Source organism: Kitasatospora brasiliensis (genome assembly GCF_032654805.1).
In the GTDB taxonomy this organism is placed as follows: domain Bacteria; phylum Actinomycetota; class Actinomycetes; order Streptomycetales; family Streptomycetaceae; genus Kitasatospora; species Kitasatospora brasiliensis.
Map to the genome: position 1 here is coordinate 358,139 of NZ_JAUOOW010000005.1, position 20,847 is coordinate 378,985.

General features: G+C 71.3%; 18 protein-coding genes and 1 riboswitch. Of the genes, 13 read left to right on the plus strand and 5 right to left on the minus strand.

Features of this window, described 5'->3' with window-relative positions; genetic code table 11:
- Nucleotides 1-246 precede the first annotated feature (246 nt).
- The 5 genes from QWJ13_RS21150 (at nt 247) to QWJ13_RS21170 (ending at nt 4,864) form a co-directional block, all read left to right on the plus strand.
- Nucleotides 247-1,038 (plus strand): GntR family transcriptional regulator, encoded by a 792-nt coding sequence (locus QWJ13_RS21150; protein WP_316526354.1) that lies wholly within the window; start codon nt 247-249, stop codon nt 1,036-1,038.
- 335 nt (nt 1,039-1,373) lie between these two features.
- Complete coding sequence (locus QWJ13_RS21155) at nt 1,374-1,670, plus strand: DUF3311 domain-containing protein (protein ID WP_316526355.1); 297 nt, start codon at nt 1,374-1,376, stop codon at nt 1,668-1,670.
- On the plus strand, nt 1,667-3,277 hold the full coding sequence (gene mctP, locus QWJ13_RS21160; RefSeq protein WP_316526356.1) for a monocarboxylate uptake permease MctP: 1,611 nt from the start codon (nt 1,667-1,669) through the stop codon (nt 3,275-3,277). Before QWJ13_RS21155 ends, mctP begins: the two co-directional genes overlap by 4 nt.
- A gap of 154 nt (nt 3,278-3,431) precedes the next feature.
- Nucleotides 3,432-4,244, plus strand: a complete 813-nt coding sequence (locus QWJ13_RS21165) for a histidine phosphatase family protein (RefSeq protein WP_316526357.1) — start codon at nt 3,432-3,434, stop codon at nt 4,242-4,244.
- Between the two features lie 125 nt (nt 4,245-4,369).
- Nucleotides 4,370-4,864 carry a GNAT family N-acetyltransferase gene (locus QWJ13_RS21170; RefSeq protein ID WP_316526358.1) on the plus strand — a complete coding sequence of 165 codons (495 nt, stop codon included), beginning with the start codon at nt 4,370-4,372 and terminating at the stop codon, nt 4,862-4,864.
- A 9-nt stretch (nt 4,865-4,873) separates the two neighbouring features.
- Here the strand turns inward: QWJ13_RS21170 and QWJ13_RS21175 are convergent, their stop codons facing one another.
- The 3 genes from QWJ13_RS21175 to QWJ13_RS21185 form a co-directional block, all read right to left on the minus strand.
- Nucleotides 4,874-6,568 carry an ArnT family glycosyltransferase gene (locus tag QWJ13_RS21175; protein ID WP_316526359.1) on the minus strand — a complete coding sequence of 565 codons (1,695 nt, stop codon included), beginning with the start codon at nt 6,566-6,568 and terminating at the stop codon, nt 4,874-4,876.
- Between the two features lie 124 nt (nt 6,569-6,692).
- Nucleotides 6,693-8,081, minus strand: coding sequence for a LamG domain-containing protein (locus QWJ13_RS21180; RefSeq protein ID WP_316526360.1), 1,389 nt, complete (start codon nt 8,079-8,081; stop codon nt 6,693-6,695).
- Nucleotides 8,082-8,167: 86 nt separating this feature from the next.
- Nucleotides 8,168-9,385, minus strand: coding sequence for a ricin-type beta-trefoil lectin domain protein (locus QWJ13_RS21185; RefSeq protein WP_316526361.1), 1,218 nt, complete (start codon nt 9,383-9,385; stop codon nt 8,168-8,170).
- A gap of 433 nt (nt 9,386-9,818) precedes the next feature.
- Between QWJ13_RS21185 and QWJ13_RS21190 the strand changes: the two genes are divergently transcribed.
- The 5 genes from QWJ13_RS21190 (at nt 9,819) to QWJ13_RS21210 (ending at nt 18,106) form a co-directional block, all read left to right on the plus strand.
- Entirely contained in the window at nt 9,819-11,237 is a 1,419-nt protein-coding gene (locus QWJ13_RS21190; RefSeq protein ID WP_316526702.1) for a glycosyltransferase family 2 protein, read from the plus strand.
- 5 nt (nt 11,238-11,242) lie between these two features.
- Nucleotides 11,243-12,325, plus strand: coding sequence for a glycoside hydrolase family 26 protein (locus QWJ13_RS21195; RefSeq protein ID WP_316526362.1), 1,083 nt, complete (start codon nt 11,243-11,245; stop codon nt 12,323-12,325).
- A complete protein-coding gene (locus QWJ13_RS21200) occupies nt 12,322-14,283 on the plus strand; it encodes an ArnT family glycosyltransferase (RefSeq protein WP_316526363.1) in 1,962 nt (653 codons plus the stop codon). The genes QWJ13_RS21195 and QWJ13_RS21200 overlap by 4 nt, the downstream gene beginning before the upstream one ends.
- 49 nt (nt 14,284-14,332) lie before the next feature.
- Nucleotides 14,333-14,487, plus strand: a riboswitch (cobalamin riboswitch).
- Between the two features lie 194 nt (nt 14,488-14,681).
- Complete coding sequence (locus QWJ13_RS21205) at nt 14,682-17,090, plus strand: ribonucleoside-diphosphate reductase subunit alpha (protein WP_316526703.1); 2,409 nt, start codon at nt 14,682-14,684, stop codon at nt 17,088-17,090.
- Complete coding sequence (locus QWJ13_RS21210; protein WP_316526364.1) at nt 17,090-18,106, plus strand: ribonucleotide-diphosphate reductase subunit beta; 1,017 nt, start codon at nt 17,090-17,092, stop codon at nt 18,104-18,106. The genes QWJ13_RS21205 and QWJ13_RS21210 overlap by 1 nt, the downstream gene beginning before the upstream one ends.
- 55 nt (nt 18,107-18,161) lie before the next feature.
- On the opposite strand, the gene QWJ13_RS21215 is transcribed toward QWJ13_RS21210, so the two are convergent.
- Both QWJ13_RS21215 and QWJ13_RS21220 read right to left on the minus strand, forming a co-directional pair.
- A complete protein-coding gene (locus QWJ13_RS21215) occupies nt 18,162-18,362 on the minus strand; it encodes a DUF397 domain-containing protein (protein WP_316526704.1) in 201 nt (66 codons plus the stop codon).
- 29 nt (nt 18,363-18,391) lie between these two features.
- On the minus strand, nt 18,392-19,246 hold the full coding sequence (locus tag QWJ13_RS21220) for a helix-turn-helix domain-containing protein (RefSeq protein ID WP_316526365.1): 855 nt from the start codon (nt 19,244-19,246) through the stop codon (nt 18,392-18,394).
- Between the two features lie 229 nt (nt 19,247-19,475).
- Here QWJ13_RS21220 and QWJ13_RS21225 point away from each other — a divergent pair, with 229 nt between their 5' ends.
- From QWJ13_RS21225 to QWJ13_RS21235, 3 genes are read left to right on the plus strand one after another with little or no spacing between them, the layout of a single operon-like run.
- Entirely contained in the window at nt 19,476-19,907 is a 432-nt protein-coding gene (locus tag QWJ13_RS21225; RefSeq protein ID WP_316526366.1) for an ATP-binding protein, read from the plus strand.
- Nucleotides 19,904-20,179: a hypothetical protein gene (locus QWJ13_RS21230; RefSeq protein ID WP_316526368.1), complete on the plus strand. Its 276-nt coding sequence runs from the start codon at nt 19,904-19,906 to the stop codon at nt 20,177-20,179. Before QWJ13_RS21225 ends, QWJ13_RS21230 begins: the two co-directional genes overlap by 4 nt.
- Nucleotides 20,180-20,235: 56 nt before the next feature.
- A complete protein-coding gene (locus tag QWJ13_RS21235; protein WP_316526369.1) occupies nt 20,236-20,748 on the plus strand; it encodes a DUF6879 family protein in 513 nt (170 codons plus the stop codon).
- The last annotated feature ends 99 nt before the right edge of the window (nt 20,749-20,847 follow it).

Below are 20,847 nucleotides of genomic sequence, written 5' to 3' on the forward strand. Positions count from 1 at the left end.
CGAACGGGTGGGGGGATTCATAGTTACCGGTCTAGTGGTGTAGACCAGATGCCTGGAGCTTGGCCTAGACCAATGGGCCTGTCAACGGCTGTTCGGCCCTTCAACACCACCCGTTATCAAGACGACACCGCACATCGTTCATCGCGTGATGAGGTATTCGTTCCGTAGCCATACATGCAACGATGTGAGCCGTTAACGATGTGGCGGGGCCTGCGAGGCCTCGCGAGAAGCGGGAGAACAGGTCCGATGAGCAGCGACGGGGGATCCACCGCCCAGGTCAACGACCCCGAAGTGAACAACCTCCCGACGCAGGCCGGCACCGATCCGACCGCGCGCGTCCCCAAGTACTACGGCCTGAAGCGGCACCTGCTCCAGCTCACCGAGACCCAGCCCGCCGGCACCCCGGTGCCGCCCGAGCGCGCGCTCGCCGCCCAGTTCGACACCTCGCGCACCACCGTGCGCCAGGCCCTCCAGGAGCTGGTGGTCGAAGGCCGGCTGGAGCGCATCCAGGGCAAGGGCACCTTCGTCGCCAAGCCCAAGGTCGCCCAGGCCCTCCAACTGACCTCCTACACCGAGGACATGCGGGCCCAGGGCCTGGAACCCGCCTCCCGGCTGATCGAGATCGGCTACATCACCGCCGACGAGCGGCTCGCCCCACTGCTGGACATCAAGCCCGGCGGCCGGGTGCTGCGGATCGAGCGGCTGCGGCTGGCCAACGGCGACCCGATGGCCATCGAGGTCGCCCACCTGTCCGCCAAGCGCTTCCCGGCCCTGCGCCGCAACCTGGCCAAGCACACCTCGCTGTACGCGGCGCTGCGCGAGGTGTACGGGGTCACCGTGGCCGAGGCCGAGGAGACCATCGAGACCACCCTGGCCAACCCGCGCGAGGCCGGCCTGCTCGGCTCCGACCTCGGGCTGCCGATGCTCCAGCTCTCCCGGCACTCCTTCGACGCCGAGGGCGATCCGGTCGAGTGGGTCCGCTCGATCTACCGCGGCGACCGCTACAAGTTCATCACCCGGCTGAAGCGCCCGGAGTAGGCCCCCGGGGTCGCCGCACTTCGAGGCACCGGCGCGCGAGTCCCGCGCGCCGGTGCCTTTTCGCATTCCGCGACCGCGCTCTCACGTCCCGCGACAGCGCCCTTTCCGGCCACCCGGCACCGCATTTCCGCCCCCGTGCGGCGGATATCGGACGGTTGCGTCCGAGTGCTGGGAAGTTCCGTGAATTCCGGTGACATGGATCACCCCATGCCCTAGATTGCGCAGCCGTAATGACCTGACTGCCGATCACCGATGGTGCTGCTCGGCGGGCCTGTCCGGCGCCCGGCGCCGACCGGGCTGCGGCGCCGACGGGGACCTTCCGGAGCGGAGCCGACATGCCCTCTGATCCCCCCACTGTCGACGACGTGGCGCCCGAGCCGGCCGGGAGGCACATCCCGGCCGTGACGCCCGAGCGGGTACTGGCAGGCCTCGCCCTGCTGGTGCCCATCGTCGCGATGCTCTGGGTGTCCTCGTACAACAAGAGCGAACCGGCGGTGGCCGGAACGCCGTTCTTCTACTGGTACCAGCTGCTCTGGGTGCCGGTGTCGGCCGTGTTCACGGTCACCGCCTACCTGCTGATCAACCGGGACGAGAAGGCCCGCAAGGCGGCCGGGCAGGGTGGTGCGCGATGAAGGACGTCAACGTGCCGGCCCTCGTGGTCTTCGTGCTGTTCTTCGCCCTGGTCACCGTGATGGGCTTCCTCGCCTCGCGCTGGCGCCGCGCGGACAACGCGGCCCACCTGGACGAGTGGGGCCTGGGCGGGCGCAGCTTCGGGACCTGGGTGACCTGGTTCCTGCTCGGCGGCGACCTCTACACCGCGTACACGTTCGTCGCCGTCCCCGCGGCGGTCTACGCGACCGGCGCGGCGGGCTTCTTCGCGGTGCCGTACACGATCATCGCCTACCCGCTGGTCTTCCTCTTCCTGCCCCGGCTCTGGTCGGTCTCCCGGGTGCACGGCTACATCACCCCGGCCGACTTCGTGCGCGGCCGCTACGGCTCGCGGCCGCTGTCGCTGGTGGTCGCGCTCACCGGCATCCTGGCCACCATGCCGTACATCGCCCTCCAACTGGTCGGCATCCAGGCCGTGTTGGACGTGCTGGGGGTCGGCGGCGGGGAGAACGCCAACTGGTTCGTCAAGGACCTGCCGCTGTTCATCGCCTTCGGCGTGCTGGCCGCCTACACCTACTCCTCCGGCCTGCGGGCCCCGGCGCTGATCGCCTTCGTCAAGGACGCCCTGGTCTACATCGTGATCATCGTCGCGGTGATCTACATCCCGATCCGGCTGGGCGGCTACGGGCACATCTTCGACTCGGTCGCGCAGCACTTCAAGGAGGTCAAGACCGGTTCGCTGACCGTCCCCGACAACAAGCAGTGGACGTACGCCACGCTCGGCCTCGGCTCGGCGATGGCGCTGTTCATGTACCCGCACTCGGTGACCGGCGTGCTGGCCTCCAAGTCCCGCAACACCGTGCGCCGCAACATGGCGATCATGCCCGCGTACTCGCTGATGCTGGGCCTGCTGGCGCTGCTCGGCTTCATGGCGATCGCGGCGGGCGTCGGCAAGGGCGTCAAGGGCTTCAACGCCCAGCTGTCGGTGCCCCAGCTGTTCGCGAACATGTTCCCGGACTGGTTCACCGGCGTGGCCTTCGCCGCGATCGGCATCGGCGCGCTGGTGCCGGCCGCCATCATGTCCATCGCGGCGGCCAACCTGTTCACCCGCAACGTCTACAAGGAGTGGCTCAAGCCCGCCGCCACCCCCGCCGACGAGACCCGGATCGCCAAGCTGGTCTCGCTGCTGGTGAAGGTCGGCGCGCTGGTCTTCGTGCTCGGCATGGACAAGCAGGCCGCGATCAACCTCCAGCTGCTGGGCGGCCTGTGGATCCTCCAGACCTTCGTGGCGATCGTCGGCGGCCTGTTCACCCGCTGGTTCCACCACTGGGCGCTGTTCGCCGGCTGGGCGGCGGGCATGGTGTACGGCACCTGGAAGGCGTACGGGATCGCCAGCCCGGCCACCAAGCACTTCGGCGGCAACGCGGCCGAGATCCCCGGCATCGGCGAGATCGGCTACATCGGCCTGACCGCCTTCGTGCTCAACCTGGTCGTCTCGGTGGTGCTCACCCTGGTGCTGCGGGCGGTCAAGGCGCCGGACGGCCCGGACGAGACCAAGCCGTCCGACTACAGCGCCGAGGCCGGGGACGAAGAGCTGAAGAACGCGCCGGAGCCCGTAGCGGCGCACTGATTCGCCCGGTACGCGCCCTGTGATCGCGCCGCCTTCTCCGTGAACACTGGAGAAGGCGGCGCGATCATATGTATGAACAGGCGTGCACGCCGGGCACCACCAGACCGGACCGGCATCCGGCCGGAACCTGATCGACCACGGGGAGCTCGCGGCCATGGCAGAACTCGGCACCACCCTCAACGGCCAGCACCAGTCCACCCAGAGCGAGCGCCAGCCCGCCCAGGGCCCGCACCTGAACGTCGTCGGCGGCCACCGCCCGCCGTCGGCCGGCCGGCTGCCGTCCGTCCTGGTCGCCACCCGGCACGGCGAGTCCACCGCCAACGTCGAGTTCCAGCGGGCCGAGGCCGCCGGCGCGCTCAGCGTCCCGATCGCCTGCCGCGACGCCGACATCCCGCTGTCGCTGCGCGGCCGCCGGCAGGCCCAGGCGCTCGGCCGCTGGTGGGCCGCCCTGCCCGGCGCCGACCGCCCGCGCAGCGTCTGGTGCTCGCCGTACGTCCGCACCGCCGAGACCGCCCGGATCGCCCTCGCCCAGGCCGCCGGGCTCGGCGCCGTCCCGGTCTCGCTGGCCGTGCGCTACGACGAGCGGCTGCGCGACCGCGAGCTCGGCGTCCTGGAGATGCTGCCGAAGGCCGCGATCGAGGCCGAGCACCCGCAGGAGGCGGCCCGGCGGCGCAAGATGGGCGAGCTGTACTACCGCCCGCCGGGCGGCGAGTCCTGGGCCGACGTCGCGCTGCGGGTGCGCAGCGTGCTGCGGGACGTGTGCGAGGAGGAGGCCGGCCGGCCCGTCCTGCTGGTCGCCCACGACTGCACGGTGCTGATGCTGCGCTACGCGCTGGACCGGCTCAGCGAGGAGCAGCTCACCGCGCTCGGACCGGTGCACAACTGCTCCGCCAGCCTCTGGCGGGCCCAGGACGGGCGGCTGCGGCCGGACGGCTGGAACGCGGTCGGACACCTGGGGCGTGTCTGACCATTCGAGTCGGATCAGCGCCCGGCGGGAATCGTCGGACACGCCCTGACGGCCGAGGCGGACTGACGGACGGTCCGTTCGACCCCGCAGGACCGGTCCGCCGACCGGTCCGGCACACTGGCCCGATGGACTTCCTCATCCGCAAGGCCCTCCCCGAGGACCTCACCGACGCCGGCCGGATCACCGTCGAGGCCTTCGTCGGCGACGGCTTCACCTCCCCCACCAGCGACTACGTCAAGCTGCTGGGCGACGCCGGGCGGCGGGCCCGGGAGGCCGAGCTGCTGGTCGCCGTCGACGGGGCCGGAGCCGGAGTCCTCGGCAGCGTGACCTTCGCGGTCGGCGGCACCGAGTGGGCGGACATCGCCACCCCGGGGGAGGGCGAGATCCGGATGCTCGCCACCGCCGCCGCCTCCCGCGGCCGCGGTGTCGGCGAGGCGCTGGTGCGCGCCGCCGTCGCCCGCAGCCGCGAACTCGGCCTGGCCGGCATGGCCTTCTCCACTCAGCCGACGATGACCACCGCCCACCGCGTCTACGAGCGGATAGGTTTCCGGCGCACCCCCGAGCGCGACTGGGAGCCGATGCCGGGGATGCGCCTGATGGTCTACACCATGGCGTTCTAGCGGGGCGTTCTAGCGGGGCTTCTTGTCGTACCCCGGCGCCACGTAGATGGTGTACCGGCCGTGCTTGCCGCTGGTCACCACGGAGACCACCCGGTAGCCGGCGGCCTTCAGGGTGGGCTGGATCGCCTTGTCGATGGCCCCGGTCTGGGTGAAGTCCAGGACCACGACCTTCCACTCGTGGGCCTGGATGCCGGCCTGGATCGCGGGCACCCCGTTCTGCATCTCGCCGGTGTCCGGGTTGCGCCGGAACACCGCCACCAGGTCGTGCCACTGCTGCCAGTTGGTCTGCTTGCGCAGGTAGTACGCCGGGACGTTGTAGTTCTCGACCAGGTAGCGGTCCTCGCCCTTGACGATGTACGGCTCCAGCGCGGCGACGAAGTCCTTGGAGTTCGACCACTCGCCGTTCATCTCCCGGCCCTGGGCCGCGCCCACCCAGGCCAGCGGGCCGACCACCAGCGCGGCGGCCGCCACCCCGGCCACCAGGTGCAGCCGGCCCTTCAGCCACAGCACGGCACGGGCCAGCACCAGGCCGGCCACGACGCAGGAGAACCAGGCGCCGAAGTCGACGTGCTTCTGGAGGGACAGCCAGGTGTGGATGCGGATCTGGTTCACCGGCGCCATCAGCCCGGCCAGCAGCAGGAGCAGCGCCAGCCAGAACTCCGGCCAGGCCGCGCCGCCGCGCCGGCGCGCCCGCACCAGCTGCACCAGCACCCCGGCCAGCGCCACCACCAGCAGCGGACCGACCCAGCGGGCGGCCTCCGAGGCCACGTAGGAGTACGAGTCGTGGCCCGGGGCGCGCTTGAGCGTGGTGTGGTTGAAGCCGTTGACGTACTTCTGGCCCGCCGCCAGCGCCGCCGCGCCGACCGCCAGGACGAAGGTGAGCAGCACCAGCAGCCCGCGCCGCCAGGCCTCCCAGGTGCGCAGCGAGCCGCGCGGCCCGGCCAGCACCGCGATGCCCGCCACCACCGGCACCCAGAGCAGGGCGGCGTACTTGGTGACACCGGCCAGGGCCAGCAGCAGCCCGGCGACGACCAGGCTCGGGTACCCGCCACCGGTGGTCAGCCGCACCGCGCAGTAGCCGGCCCAGGCGAGGATCGCCAGCGCCATCGCGTCGTAGGTGGCCAGGCCGCCGAGGAACTGGGTGGGGCCGAGCGCGGCGAACGCCGCCGCCGCGCAGAACGCCGCGAGCGAGCCGTGCAGCCGCCGGGTGGCCAGGTGGACGGCCGCGGTGGCGGAGAGCATGAACGCCAGGCTCAGCAGCCGGGCGCCGTTCAGCCCGCCGAGGAAGTCCGCGACGGCCACCACGATCGGGTAGATCAGCGGCGATCCGGAGAAGAAGGTCTCGTAGTCCGACACCGGGTTGCCGTGCCGCAGGTGGGCGATCTCCTGGTACCCGGCGTAGATGTAGGTGCCCTCGTCGATGAAGGCGGTGTTGCTGAGGATCAGGTGGTACGAGAGCGCCGCCTGGACCAGCAGCACGGCCAGCAGCGGCAGCCAGTCCGCCCGCAGCGCCGGCCGGGCCGGGTGCGCCACCGGGGGCGGGCCGGACTTTCGGCGGCGCCGGTCGGCGCCCGTGGCGGCGGGACCGGGCCCGCCGGCCGTCCGGTCACGCTCGCCGAGGGCCACGCCGCCGGCCGGTCTGGCGCCGCCGAGGACCGGCTTGCGGGTGGACTCGGGCCGGATCCAGCGGCCGTCCGCGCTCATCAGACATGCTCCTCATCTGGGGACTTCGCATCCCCTGGCGGGGCGCACTACGGCCGCCGCCCCGTGGTGCGGGGGGCGGCGGCCGGATGTTCTCAAGGGCCTTCGGCGGGCCGGACCCCGGGGGTCAGCCGCCGAGCCAGGCGCCGGTCGGCGCGACGGACGGCGGCGAGCTGGGGCCGGCCACCAGCTTGACGATGTCGGCCTCGGGCAGCACCTGGCCCCACACCTGGATGTCGGCCACCGCGCCGTGCCAGGGGTCGGCCCACTGGGAGTTGGAGCTCAGCCGCCCCACCTGGAGCGAGTTGGTGCCGCTCGGCTGCACCCCGGCCGACTTGGCCGAGGCCTGCGGAGCGCCGTTGACGTACAGGGTGAGCTGGCCCGCCGCGTCGTCGTAGACGCCGGTCAGCAGCACCCACTGGTTGACCGTCGCGTCGCCCTTGGACCAGGCGATCGCGGAACCGCCGCCCGGCACCTGGACCTTGAAGTACCACTGGTCGTGGCCGTTGTTGTTGGCCCGGCCCATCGAGTACGAGTAGTACTGGCCGTCGCCCTGGCTGACCGCGCTGCGGTTGCCGTTGGGCACGTCGACCAGCACCCGCGCGGAGACGGTGAAGCTCTTGCTCACGTCGACGACCGAGGTGGACGTCGAGGCGAAGGAGTCCGGGCCGCTGGGCAGCTTGAGGACCTGGCCGGAGAAGCCGGTCATCGTCCCCTGCTTGGCGTCGCCGCCCAGGTTGAGCGCGGCCGAGCCCTTCTTGGCGGGCAGCGAGCCGACGGTCGGCGGGCTGTCGATGGCCTTGCCGCCCGGCGTGCTCGGCTGGCTCCCCTGGCCCGACGGGGTCGTCGGGGTGACCGGACCGGGGGTGGTCGGGCCGGGCGTGACGGGCCCGGGCTGCGGGTCCTTCTTGTGCTGCCCCTGGTAGTACCAGAAGCCGCCGCCACCGGCCGCGGCCACCACCACGACGGCGGCCACCGCGCCGATCAGCTTGTTCCGGCGGCCGCGCTTGGCGGCCTGCTCGTTCCGGTCGGCCAGCGCCTCCCAGTCCGGGGTGCCGGAGGGGGCCGCCGGGGCGCCCGCGGCGAAGGCCGGGGTGCCGGAGGAGGGGACGGGCGGCTGGAAGCCGCCCTGCTGCTGCCAGTGCGCCACCGGCTGCTGCGGCTGCTGCGGGGTCGGCGGCTGGGCCTGCTGCGGCGCCGGCGGGAAGGGCTGCCGGCCGACGGGCGGGCCGGGCTGCGGCGCCACCGGACCGGGCTGCACCGGCCCCGGCACCACCGGGGCGGGGCCGCCGCCCGGCTGCGGCACCGGCGGCACCGGCGGCACCGGATGCGGCATCAACTGCGGCGGCTGCGCGGGTGCGGCGGGCGGCGGCCCGTAGCCGGACGCGGGCCCGAAGGCTCCGCTCGGGGACTGCGGTGGCACACCGGTGGCCGGAGCGGCCCCCCCGGCCGGTGCCTGCTGCGGTGGCGTGGCGGGCTGGCCCGGCTCGCCACTCGGTACCGGTCGATCGCTCATGGGCCGAATGCTAGGGCATCGGACCCGACACGCCCATGGGGGGTGCGTGGACGAATCGTCAGTACGTCCGACCCTCAGCGCCCGGGCTACGCGACCCCGTTGTACGGCAGCTTCCAACGCTGGGAGACGGTGTCCGCGCACGGCCGCAGCTGCACCGGGATCCCGTCCGCGAGGGCGCCGCCCGTGGTGCCCAGGCACAGGCCGGTGTCCGGGTGCTTCAGCCGCTGCCCGGGGGCGGTGACCCAGCGCTGGGCCGGGCCGCCGGTGCAGTCGGCGAGCGTCACCGAGGTGCGGTCGGCGGCCGGGGCCAGGCAGGCCGCTCCGCCGCGCAGCGAACCGTCGTTGCCCACCGTCCAGCCGGTGGAGACGGCCTGGTCGCCGCAGGATCCGACGGTCACCGGGGTGCCGGCGGTCCCGCCGCCGCCGTGCCGCAGGCAGATCCCGGGGGCGCCCGCCGGGACCTCGCCGGCCGGCAGGCCGACCCGGTTGTGGAAGGCGAAGGACTCGCTGCGCAGGCCGGCGCCGCCGCTCCAGACCTCGAAGCCGGCCTGCACCCGGCACAGGTAGGAGCCCTTGGGGACGTACCCGCGTGCCATCGCGTCGGCGGTGAACAGCCGCAGGTCCAGGCCGCGGGTGGTGTGGGTGGGGGCCGTGCGGACGTAGCTGATCACGCTGTGCGGGCCGGTGATCGGCGCCTGGTACACGTGGTACGCCGCGTCCCCGAAGGGCTGGGAGTCCGCCACCTTGTCCCCGGCGGGCTTCACGTTGTCGGTGGCGTCCAGCCAGACCATCAACTCGGCGCTCTCCCCCGGCAGGCAGTTGCCCGGACTGGAGCCGTACCAGAGGTCGAGCGAGAGGTTGAAGGAGCCGCTCACCTTGCCGTTGGCGTCCCAGTCGACGGTGGCGTCGCCGAGCGCGCTGACCGGCACCGGCAGTCCGCTGGCGCCGGGGGCGGTGGAGACGTTGGGGTAGGCGCCCGGGGCGAGCGGGTTCTTCGGGACGAAGTCGTCGGTGCGGGAGAGCGTGAAGCCGCTCGTCCCGACCGGGTCCACGCAGACCGTGCCCGCGGTGTTCCACGGGTTGGGTTCGAGGATCGTGGCGCCGCCGTCCATCGCCAGTTTGGGGAACGGTTCCTGAGGGGTCGAACAGAGACCGGCCGCGGCCCGGGTCTCGGTGGGGGCGGGCTGTTCCACCGCCCCGACCCGGCCGCTGCACCCGGTCAGCAGCGCGGCGATCGCGCCCAACGCGGCGACCGCCCGAAGGCCCCGCGCCGGGCGTCCGGCCGTCCCGTCCTCGATGATCATCAATTTCCCCGAACCGTCCTGGACCGTCGAGCGGACAACCGTACACAAGCGTTCCGAACGCACCTCCGTTCACATCACGATCAGAACTCGATATCGGTTCCGAACGGGTCACGGCAGGTGGGGGAGCCAAGTGAAAGGGATCGGTCCCGTACGATCCTGCCGTCCCCCCTTGCCGCCCCAGAACGGCCGCCGCACGGGGACGGTTCAGAAACGACACGGTTCCGGGGGAGTAGAGCACGTGACTGTCACCGAGAGCCCGCGACAAGCGGGAAGCGGCCGGCCGCCCGTCTCTCGACGCCGCAACCGGCGCGATCCCGCCGCCCGCACCCGCTGGGGCCTGCTCCCCCAACCGCCGGACAACAGCGAGAAGTACCTCTACGCGCGCACCAACCTGTGGGTGCTGACCTGCTTCTCGCTGATCAGCTTCGCCTGCATGGTGGCCAGTGAGATCGGGCTGCTGAAGTCGACGCCGTGGTTCCTCTTCTTCGTGCCGCCGCTCGCCTTCACCATCGTCTACTACCTGATCTCCCGCTGGGTGCACGGCTTCAACGAGACCTTCGACATCTCCGCCCACCGCGCCCTGGTCAAGTCCTGGCAGCCGGAGCACTATCCGACCGTCGACGTCTTCCTGCCCGTCGCCGGCGAGCCGATCGAGGTACTGCACAACACCTGGACCCACGTCGCCCGGCTGCGCGACCAGTACCCCGGCGACGTCACCCCGTACGTCCTCGACGACAGCAACAGCCCCCAGCTCGCGCAGATGGCCGTCGACTTCGGATTCGTGTACGGCACCCGGGACAAGCTCGGCTGGTTCAAGAAGGCCGGCAACCTCCAGTTCGGCTTCCGCAACTCCGACGGCGACTACATCCTCATCCTGGACGCCGACTTCGCGCCCCGGCCGGACCTGCTCAACGAGATGCTCCCCTACATGGAGAACGACCCGGGCATCGGCATCGTCCAGTCCCCGCAGTTCTTCCGCATCCTGGACTCGCAGAACTGGATCGAACGCGGCGCCGGCGCCGTCCAGGAGCTGTTCTACCGGACCGTCCAGGTCTCCCGGCAGCGCAACGACGGCGCCATCTGCGTCGGCAGCTGCGCGGTCTACCGGCGCGCGGCGCTGGAGGAGAACGGCGGCACCACGCTGATCGGCCACTCCGAGGACGTGCACACCGGCTTCGACCTGCGCCGCCTCGGCTGGGACCTCCAGTACATACCCGTGGCGCTGGCCACCGGCGTCTGCCCGGACAACGTCGGCGGCTTCTTCAACCAGCAGTACCGCTGGTGCACCGGCTCGATGAGCCTGCTCGGCAGCAAGAAGTTCTGGCAGACCAAACTGCGGCCGGCCACCCGCGCCTGCTACATGTCCGGCTTCTTCTACTACATCCACACGGCGCTGTTCACCATCGTCTCGCCGCTCATCCCGATCGTCCTGCTGCTCGCCCGCCCCGACCTGATCCGCTGGGAGAACACCGCGCTGGTGCTGCCAGGCCTGCTCTACGCGACGGTCATCTTCCCGCTCTGGCACCGCAATCCGTACCGGCTGGAGGCCTGGGCCGCCCGCATGATGTACGGCTGGGCGCACGTCTTCGCCATCTGGGACATCGTGCGCGGCAGCCGGATGGCCTGGCAGCCGACCGGATCCAGCGGCGCCAAGAAGAACAAGACCCGCCGGTTCTGGATCGGCGTCATCGCCTGGGGCGGCGGAACGGCCCTGCTCTGGGTGCTGCTGAGCATCTGGCGGATGCTCACCATGGGACCGCTGAACTTCGCGCTCGTCCTCGCCTCCGGCCTCTTCTACGCCACCGTCGTGGGCCGGGTCCTCGTCCAGCCGCGCCCCACGGAAGCAGTGTGATCGCCATGACCGCCCACCTCGGACGGGCCGGGCGGCTCCGTCGCCGGCTGGCGTTCCCGCTGCTGGCGGCCGCCGGACTGCTGCTCGCCACCGCGTGCGGGCCGGAGGACCCGGGATTCGCGATGCAGAAGGACCTCGCGCCGCCCGCCCCGGCCGCCACCACCACTGCCGCCTCCCCCGGCGCCGCTCCCGCCGCGGTCGCGACGCCCAAGGCCCTGCCGGCCGGCGTCCCGTACGACGTCACCCCGCTGCTCAAGCCGAGCCACAAGTACCTCGGCGCCGCCCTGCCCGACGTCCCCGGCACGATGGACGCGCTGGCGCCCTACAGCGCCGCGATCGGCAAGCAGCCCAACGTCCTGGAGTTCTACGCCCATTGGAAGGGCGGCTTCGACACCACCGGCGCCCGCCGGATCCACGACGCCGGGGCCCTGCCCTTCATGGCCTGGGAGCCGCACGACCGCTCGCTCGCCTCGATCGCGGCCGGCGACACCGACGACTACGTGCGCGGCGTCGCCAAGTCCGTCGCCAAGTTCAACCTGCCGATCGCCATCAGCATCGCCCACGAGATGAACGGCGACTGGTACCCGTGGGGCCGTCAGGCCGCCACCCCCCAGGACTTCGTGGCCGCCTGGCGCCACGTCCACGACATCTTCGACCAGGCCGGCGCCACCAATGTGATCTGGGTCTGGAGCCCCAACATCACCGACCCCGCGCCCAACACCCGCCTCGCGCCGTACTACCCCGGCGACACCTACGTCGACTGGGCGGGCATGACCGGCTACTTCACCAAGACCGGGCCGAAGACCTTCGAGACGCTGTACGGGCCGACCATGACCGAGATCCGCGCCTTCTGCAAGAAGCCCTTCTTCATCAGCGAGACCGCCTCCGAGCAGGGCAAGCGCCAGCGCGCGGACATCGACCAGCTGTTCTCCGGACTGGAGGCGCACGACGACATCGTCGGCTTCGTCTGGTTCAACATCGTCAAGCGGGCGGACTGGCGGGTCGAGGCCGTCCCGGACACCCTCGCCGCGTTCAAGCAGCGCGTGTCCGACCCCCGTTACGGCTTCGACATCCGGAATCCCCGATGAGCACTGAGTCCGACTTCTCCCACGAGCCGCCCGGCCGCGCCGCCCACGAGCCGATGACCGAGCCCCAGCCGGACCCGATCGCCCAGGGCCGGGCCGCCCGCCGCCGGGCCGCCGCGGCCGCCGCCTCCGCCCCTGGCGCTGCCGCCGCTGTGGGCGCCGCCGAGCCCGAGCCGAACCTCATCGAGCAGGGCCGGGCCGCCCGCCGCCGGGCCGCCCGGGAGTCGATGGCCGAGGCCGAGGCCGAGCCCGCGTTCGTCGAGCCGCCCCGCGCGGCCGTCGCGGTGGACGAGCCGGAGCCCACGCCCGCGCCCGTGCCTTCTCCCGCGCCCCGCCGCACCGAGCGCACGCCCGCGCCCGCGCCCGCGCCCGAGCCCGAGTCGCGCCGCACGGCCGCCGCCGTGGAGAACCCCGACGGCATACCCCTCGCCCCGTACACCATCCCCGAGGTCCCCGCCATCGGCTGGGACCCGAGCACCAGCCCCCGCCGCCGCTGGATCGCCCGCGGCCTGCTGGGCGCCGTACTGACCGTCCAGGCCGCCCTGTCGCTGCGCCTGCTGGCCGCCGCCCACCCCGACGAGGCCGCCACCATGGTCGCCGGCCGCCAGCAGCTCGACCACCTGCTGCACGGCACCCCCGTCACCACCGACCTGGTCGAACGGATCCAGGGCTCGCCCTGGCTCTACCCGCCGCTGGCCGGCGCCGCCGCGAACGCCGACGGCATCTGGGGCACCCGGCTGCTCAGCCTCGGCTTCGCGCTGATCACCACGGTCCTGCTGTACTCCCTGACCCGCCGGCTGTTCAACGAGCGCGTCGCCATCTGCGCGATCGGCGTCTACGCCGTCCTCCAGTCCACCGTCGTGGTCGGCTTCTACGCCGCGCCCGAGTCCCTCGCCCTCCTGCTGGTCGCCCTCGCGGCCTGGACCACGGTGTTCACCGCCCGCCGCCACCCGGCGCTGGCCCTGCTCGCCGCCCCACCCGCGGCACTGGCCTGCGCCGTCGCCTACTCCGCGGCCTTCGCCGTCCCGGCCCTGGTCGCCCTCGCCTTCGCCGGTGCCCGGCCGTACCAGCGGACCGGCCCGGCCGCCCTGCGCGCCCTGCTGGCGGGCGCCGGCACCCTCGTCCTGCTGCTCCCGTACGGCACCCTCGGCAAGCTCGCCGGCTGGTCGCCCTCGCGCGGCAACGCCCCCGGCCCGGCCGGCTCGATCCTGCTCAACACGCTCCAGTGGGCCGGCCTGTTCACCGTCCTCGCGGTGGCCGGCACCATCGCCTACGCGCGCCGCGAGCAGATGAACGAGCACGACGCGCCGGAGCAGGACCCGTTGCCCACCAGCCGGGGCCAGCGCGCCCTGCTCGGCACCGTGCTCACCGTCACAGCCCTGCTGATCCCCGCCGCCCACCTGTGGACCGGCACCTCCGGCGCGCTGTTCCGCCACCTCGGCTACGGCGCGCTGCTGGCCGCCCCGCTCGCCGGCGTCGGCCTGACCCGGCTGGTCGGCGCCCACTTCCGCCACCCGCAGCTGGGCATCCTGGTCTGGGTCGCGCTGCTCGCCCTCGGCCTGGAGCAGTCCGCGCTGCGCTACCAGAACGGCCCCGACTCCGGCCGCCTGCTGGCCGTCCTGCGGGTCCACACGGACCCCCAGGGCCACTACCTCACCGAGGTCGACGGACTCGCCGAGTACTACCTCGGCGGCGTCTCCAAGCCCGAGCAGTGGGTCTCCGCGCGCACCGGCACGGAGTACCGCGACGCCGCCGGCGCGCAGCACCACGGGGACGCCGGCAGCGTGGCCGCGATCCGCGACGGATGGTTCTCCATGGTCGTCCTCGACAGCACCGCGCCGAAGGCCACCGACCGGGCCCTGAGCGACGCCCTGACGGCCTCCGGGCAGTACCGGCTGATCGCCCAATTCACGTCGCCGACCGGCGATTCGAGTACGTACAAGGTCTATCTGAAGCACTGACCGGCCACCCGGCCCACCCACACCCGCGACACGACAGGCACAACATATGGTGCCGCCGCAAGCTGGCGGCACTACATGTATGCTCGCTACTGCTGTCGACGCAGGGGAACCCGGTGCGAATCCGGGACTGCCCCGCAGCGGTGTGCGAGCGGCTCCAGCAGCCGTGCCGCGAGTCCGAGTACCTGCCGACAGCCTGCGCCACGGCCCTCCCGCAGAGGCCGCGCCAGCATCAGCAGTACACCTCCGGGCCTCGCGGGCGGGCCGGGGAGTCACCGTCGCGCGACGCCGTTTTGGCGTTCGCGCTGTGCTCCCCTGCCCCGAACGGCCCGGCGGCCCCCGATCACCGCCGCCGATCGCCGCCAGGAGAGAGCGCCTTGACCACCGCCGCCTCAGTCACCCTGCCCACCCAGGGCACCGGTACCGCCTTCACCGACCCGACGGTCTCCGACCCCGGCGGCGCCCTGCTGCGGCTGCTCACCGACCGCAGCACCGACCTCACCGAGGTCGACCCCGGCCATGTCGCCGCCGCCGCGCTGCGCGGCCGCCACGCCGGCTCGGACTTCGCCGAGCTGCGCGGGCTGGCCGTGGACGCCGCCGCGTCGATGATCGCCGAGGACCCGCAGTACTCGAAGCTGGCCGCCCGCCTGCTCGCGCTGGAGATCGTCGACGAGGCGAACAGCCAGGGCTCGGTCTCCTTCTCCGCCTCGATCGCCGTCGGCCACGCCGAGGGCCTGATCGGCGACACCACCGCGGACTTCGTCGCCAAGCACGCCGCCGCCCTGGACGCGCTGATCGACACCGCCGGCGACGACCGGTTCGAGTACTTCGGCCTGCGCACCGTGCAGTCCCGCTACCTGCTGCGCCACCCGATCACCCGCAAGGTGATCGAGACCCCGCAGCACTTCCTGCTCCGCGTCGCCTGTGGCCTGGCGGTCGGCGACAACGAGCAGTCCGTGCGCGAGGTCTCCGAGCTGTACGGCCTGATGAGCCGCCTGGAGTACCTGACCTCCTCGCCGACGCTCTTCAACTCCGGCACCCGCCACCCGCAGATGTCCAGCTGCTACCTGCTGGACTCGCCGCTGGACAACCTGGACTCGATCTACAACCGCTACGCGCAGATCGCCCGCCTGTCCAAGCACGCCGGCGGCATCGGCCTGTCCTACTCGCGCATCCGCTCGCGCGGCAGCCTGATCCGCGGCACCAACGGCAAGTCCAACGGCATCGTGCCGTTCCTGCGCACCCTCGACTCCTCGGTCGCCGCCGTCAACCAGGGCGGCCGCCGCAAGGGCGCGGCCTGCGTCTACCTGGAGACCTGGCACGCCGACATCGAGGAGTTCCTGGAGCTCCGCGACAACACCGGCGAAGAGGCCCGCCGCACCCACAACCTCAACCTGGCCCACTGGATCCCGGACGAGTTCATGCGCCGGGTCAACGCCAACGAGGACTGGTCGCTGTTCTCCCCGGCCGACGTCCCCGAGCTGGTCGACCTGTGGGGCGCCGAGTTCGACGAGGCCTACCGCAAGGCCGAGCTGGCCGGCAAGGCCGTGCGCACCATCCCCGCGCAGACCCTGTACGCCCGCATGATGCGCACCCTGGCGCAGACCGGCAACGGCTGGATGACCTTCAAGGACGCCTCCAACCGCGCCGCCAACCAGACCGCGCTGCCGGGCCGCACCGTGCACTCCTCCAACCTGTGCACGGAGATCCTGGAGGTCACGGACGACTCCGAGACCGCCGTCTGCAACCTGGGCTCGGTCAACCTCGGCGCCCACGTGGCCCCCGGTGCCTCCGCCGACGACCTGCTGGGCGCGATGGACTGGGAGCGGCTGGACGCCACCGTGCGCACCGCCGTCACCTTCCTCGACCGCGTGGTGGACATCAACTTCTACCCGACCAGCGAGGCCGGGACGTCCAACTCCCGCTGGCGCCCCGTGGGCCTCGGCGTGATGGGCCTCCAGGACGTCTTCTTCAAGCTGCGGATCGACTTCGACTCCGCCCAGGCGAAGGCCCTGTCCACCCTGATCGCCGAGCGCATCATGCTCACCGCCTACGAGCGCTCCGCCGACCTCGCCGAGCAGCTCGGCCGCCACGAGGCGTACGGCGAGACCCGCGCCGCCCGCGGCGAACTGCACATCGACCACTTCGACGTGGCCCCCCAGTGGGGCGAGAAGTGGGACGCGCTGCGCGCCCGCATCGCCGTCACCGGCCTGCGCAACTCGCTGCTGCTGGCCATCGCGCCGACCGCGACGATCGCCTCCATCGCCGGCGTGTACGAGTGCATCGAGCCGCAGGTGTCCAACCTGTTCAAGCGCGAGACCCTCTCCGGCGAGTTCCTCCAGGTCAACCCGTACCTGGTGCGCGAGCTCAAGGAGCTCGGCGTCTGGGACCAGCAGACCCGCGACGCCCTGCGCGACGCCAACGGCTCCGTCCAGGACCTCAACTGGCTGCCCGCCGAGGTCCGTTCGCTGTACCGCACCGCCTGGGAGCTGCCGCAGCGCGCGCTGATCGACCTGGCCGCCGCGCGCATGCCGTACCTGGACCAGAGCCAGTCCCTGAACCTGTTCATGGCGGCGCCGACCATCGGCAAGCTCAGCTCGATGTACGCCTACGCGTGGAAGGTCGGTCTCAAGACCACCTACTACCTGCGTTCGCGCCCGGCCACCCGCATCGCCCAGGCCGCGCCCGGTGCCGCCCGTGCCGCCGCGCCCGCGCCCGTGCCCGTGAACACCCCCTCCCTCACCCCGGAGCAGGAAGCCGCCATCGCCTGCTCCCTGGAGAACCCCGAGTCCTGCGAGGCCTGCCAGTAATGTCCGACGACCGCCAGAAGATGCTGCTCGACCCCGGCTTCGAGCTGACCCTGCGCCCGATGCGCTACCCGTCGTTCTACGACCGGTACCGGGACGCCATCAAGAACACCTGGACGGTGGAGGAGGTGGACCTGCACTCGGACGTCGCCGACCTGGCGAAGCTCAACGAGGGCGAGCGCCACCTGATCGGGCGACTGGTCGCGTTCTTCGCGACGGGTGACTCGATCGTCTCCAACAACGTGGTGCTGAGCCTCTACAAGCACATCAACTCCCCGGAGGCGCGCCTGTACCTGTCGCGCCAGCTGTTCGAGGAGGCCGTCCATGTGCAGTTCTACCTGACGCTGCTGGACACCTACCTGCCCGACCCGGAGGACCGCAACGCGGCCTTCGCCGCGGTGGAGAACATCCCCTCCATCCACCAGAAGGCCCAGTTCTGCTTCAAGTACATGAACGCGGTCGACCACATCGACTCGCTCCAGACGAAGGAAGATCGCCGGGCGTTCCTGCTCAACCTGATCTGCTTCGCGGCGTGCGTCGAGGGCCTGTTCTTCTACGGCGCGTTCGCCTACGTGTACTGGTTCCGGAGCCGGGGTCTGCTGCACGGCCTGGCCACCGGCACCAACTGGGTGTTCCGCGACGAGTCCATGCACATGGACTTCGCGATGTCGGTCGTCGACACCGTCCGCGAGGAGGAGCCCGACCTCTTCGACGACGAGATGGCCAAGCAGGTCACCGAGATGCTGGAGGAGGCTGTTGAAGCCGAGCTCCAGTTCGCCCAGGACCTGTGCGGTGACGGCCTCGCCGGCATGAACACCGAGTCCATGCGCCAGTACCTGGAGGCCGTCGCCGACCAGCGCCTCGCGCGCCTCGGCCTGCCGATCCGGTACGGGTCCACGAACCCGTTCGGCTTCATGGAGCTCCAGAACGTCCAGGAGCTGACCAACTTCTTCGAGCGCCGGGTGTCGGCGTACCAGGTGGCTGTCGAGGGCTCGGTCTCCTTCGACGACGACTTCTAAGAGGGACGAGTAACACTGGTGCCCCGCACGGCCAAAGCCGTGCGGGGCACCAGTGTTACGCCAACTCCCCTGATTTGATCCCGGCGATGAACGCCACCCACGCATCAGCCGCGAAGAGCAGAGCCGGCCCGCCCGGGTCCTTCGAGTCACGGACAGCCAGCTCGAAAACCAATCGCCGGGTCTCCACGCAGTCGTTCGCCTGAGCGCTGTAGCTGCTCTTGAACCAGTCCCGAACAGCGATCTCCGGTAGGGCCATCGCGCTCACACTCCTGTCTGGTCTTGCGCTCACGTCTCCGCTGCAATTGCCGAGATCATATCCAGCGACTTCGCCGGGTTCAGTGCCGATGACCGGAGGTACTCGAAGACCAACCCGTAGCCGTCGAGCTCTGCCTGGTTCTCCATGTAATGGCTGCTCGTCAGCGTCTCCAAGAAGACCGCCCCGGCGTTCGGAGAGTCCGTGAACCCGAACATCACGAAGGCTCCGCACGCACCAGCCGTCGCCCCGACCTCCAGTGGCACCACTTGCAAGGTCACATTGGGCATTTGCGCGGCCATGGCCAGGTGCTCCAGCTGTGCTCGTTGGACCTTCCTACCTCCGACGGGACACCTGAGCGCCGGCTCCCAGATGATCGACCAGAATCTGGCCGGGTCTGCCTTGGAGAGGACTTCCTTTCGTTCCATCCGGATCTCGACCAGTTGGTCGATGCGCTCCGGGCGGACGGCAGCCGGATTGGCCTCCAACACCGCACGCGCATAGTGCTCGGTCTGCAACAGACCTGGCACCACCATGGACTGCCAGGTGCGGATATACCGGGCATCCCCTTCAAGCCCAAGGAAGTCGGCGTATGCCGGCGGAATCGTGTCACCGTAGTCGTGCCACCAACCACGCTTCTTGCTGTCTCGGGCCAGTACCTCAAGGGCTTCGCGCTCCTTGCCTCCCGACCCGTAGAGATCGAGCAGGATCCCCAGGTCCAGCCGACGGACGCCCGACGCCCCGGTCTCTATGCGGCTGATCTTGGCGCGGGAGCAAGCAAGTGCCTGTGCCGCATCCTCCGTCCCCTTGCCCGCAACTTCGCGGAGGCGGCGAAGTTCCGAGCCGAGTCGGCGGGCACGGACGGTCGGCTTCGGTTCATGAGCCATGCGCAAGTCCTCTCACCTAACGGCCACAGTGTGCATTGTGACGGTTCGTCAATCCAGCGTAACCACTTCTGCATCGTTGCAGTTGTTTCACTTGCAGCATGCAGAGACGCGGGTGCATGCTACCTGGAGTGCGAGCGCCGCCACACCGTGTGATCATGGCGAGCTCGCCACCGGGCATCCCCATGCCTTCTCAGCCGTCTTCACCCCGCACCTCGGAGGTGGCCCCGCCATGCCTGAAAGCGTCTCCCCCGCCCCCATCTCGCAGACCTGCCGGCTCACGCGGCACCGAAGGTCCGCCGGCACCGCCCGCCAGAAGCTCCACGACTTCCTCCTCCCCCACCCCTCCGGCGAACTCCTCCTCCCCACCGGCGAGTTGCTCGTCAGCGAGCTCGTCACCAACGCCATCCAGCACTGCCGCGCCCCGCGCGACCGGCACATCCTCGTCCGCTTCCACCTCGCCCCGGACCACACCCTCCGCATCGAGGTGCACGACGCCGACAGCGAGAAGCCGGTCATCCAGCCCATCTCGAACTCCTCCGAGACCGGCCGAGGCCTGTTCCTCGTCCAGGAGTTGGCCCAGAGCTGGGGCTGCTGCCCGCGTGAGGGCGGCATCGGGAAGTTCGTGTGGTGCCACATCTCCCCCGAGGCGGCCGCCGCGTGAACACCGTCCACGCCGAGATCACCGGCATCATGCAGCCCACCGTCTTCCTCAGCGTCGACCACGCCCTCCCCACCCTCTGGGAGCACGTGCGCGACCTCCCCGTCCGCGAGGCCCACCGGGAGTTCATCCGGGCCTGCATCGGACCCGGCAACAGCGAAGGCATCACCCGCTGCCTCGACCGCAGCGGCAGCTGGAGCACCACCCTCTACGTGGGCGAGATGACCGCCTCCACCGCCCACCCGATCACCATCACCACCACCCCCCAGCCCTGAACTCCCCCGCCCCCGCCCGGCCTTCACGCCGGGCGGGGGCCCAGGAACCGCCCGCCATGCACCTCTCCCGCGACGCCTTCGGCGCCCTCTTCGACGGCTTCCACCATGCCGCCTTCCGCCTCGCCACCCGGGACACCTACGGCAGCGTCGATGCCTACCAACGCTTCCTGGCCGGAGAGCCGAAACCCCCCGACCACAACGCCGCCTGGCGGACCCGGGTCCAACGGCACACCGACGCCGGCCGACGCATCCACCGGGTCCACATCCTGACCCGGCCCCTCAGCCCCTACCTCCGGTTCGAACTGGACTGGGGCTACCGAACGAACGCCACCGCCGGCGAGGAGTTCTCCATCCTCGACACCACCGACCAGCCCAACCCCCTCCAACACGCCCCCGACTTCTGGCTGTTCGACGAATCCACGGCCGTCTCCATGGCCTACGACACCAACGGATACTTCCTCGCCGCACAACAGGAACCCGACACCCACCGGTGGATCCACCACCGAGACACCGCCCTGGCCCACGCCACCCCCTTCCCCACCTGGTGGGCCCGCCACGGCACCACGTGAGAAGCCGAACTCCCCCGCCCTGCCCGGCACGCGCGCCGGGCAGGGCGGACAAACCCCACACGAGACAGGTCACAGGTCGGCGAGTCTATGCAGGAACGC

What these genes read in the sequence shown, in the direction of transcription:
- QWJ13_RS21170 (WP_316526358.1), top strand. Translation starts at nt 4,370, where the DNA reads ATGGACTTCCTCATCCGCAAGGCCCTCCCCGAGGACCTCACCGACGCC.
- QWJ13_RS21180 (WP_316526360.1), bottom strand. Translation starts at nt 8,081, where the DNA reads ATGAGCGATCGACCGGTACCGAGTGGCGAGCCGGGCCAGCCCGCCACG.
- QWJ13_RS21195 (WP_316526362.1), top strand. Translation starts at nt 11,243, where the DNA reads ATGACCGCCCACCTCGGACGGGCCGGGCGGCTCCGTCGCCGGCTGGCG.
- QWJ13_RS21225 (WP_316526366.1), top strand. Translation starts at nt 19,476, where the DNA reads ATGCCTGAAAGCGTCTCCCCCGCCCCCATCTCGCAGACCTGCCGGCTC.
- QWJ13_RS21220 (WP_316526365.1), bottom strand. Translation starts at nt 19,246, where the DNA reads ATGGCTCATGAACCGAAGCCGACCGTCCGTGCCCGCCGACTCGGCTCG.
- QWJ13_RS21150 (WP_316526354.1), top strand. Translation starts at nt 247, where the DNA reads ATGAGCAGCGACGGGGGATCCACCGCCCAGGTCAACGACCCCGAAGTG.
- QWJ13_RS21235 (WP_316526369.1), top strand. Translation starts at nt 20,236, where the DNA reads ATGCACCTCTCCCGCGACGCCTTCGGCGCCCTCTTCGACGGCTTCCAC.
- QWJ13_RS21165 (WP_316526357.1), top strand. Translation starts at nt 3,432, where the DNA reads ATGGCAGAACTCGGCACCACCCTCAACGGCCAGCACCAGTCCACCCAG.
- QWJ13_RS21215 (WP_316526704.1), bottom strand. Translation starts at nt 18,362, where the DNA reads ATGGCCCTACCGGAGATCGCTGTTCGGGACTGGTTCAAGAGCAGCTAC.
- mctP (WP_316526356.1), top strand. Translation starts at nt 1,667, where the DNA reads ATGAAGGACGTCAACGTGCCGGCCCTCGTGGTCTTCGTGCTGTTCTTC.
- QWJ13_RS21155 (WP_316526355.1), top strand. Translation starts at nt 1,374, where the DNA reads ATGCCCTCTGATCCCCCCACTGTCGACGACGTGGCGCCCGAGCCGGCC.
- QWJ13_RS21210 (WP_316526364.1), top strand. Translation starts at nt 17,090, where the DNA reads ATGTCCGACGACCGCCAGAAGATGCTGCTCGACCCCGGCTTCGAGCTG.
- QWJ13_RS21190 (WP_316526702.1), top strand. Translation starts at nt 9,819, where the DNA reads ATGGTGGCCAGTGAGATCGGGCTGCTGAAGTCGACGCCGTGGTTCCTC.
- QWJ13_RS21200 (WP_316526363.1), top strand. Translation starts at nt 12,322, where the DNA reads ATGAGCACTGAGTCCGACTTCTCCCACGAGCCGCCCGGCCGCGCCGCC.
- QWJ13_RS21175 (WP_316526359.1), bottom strand. Translation starts at nt 6,568, where the DNA reads ATGAGCGCGGACGGCCGCTGGATCCGGCCCGAGTCCACCCGCAAGCCG.
- QWJ13_RS21185 (WP_316526361.1), bottom strand. Translation starts at nt 9,385, where the DNA reads ATGATCATCGAGGACGGGACGGCCGGACGCCCGGCGCGGGGCCTTCGG.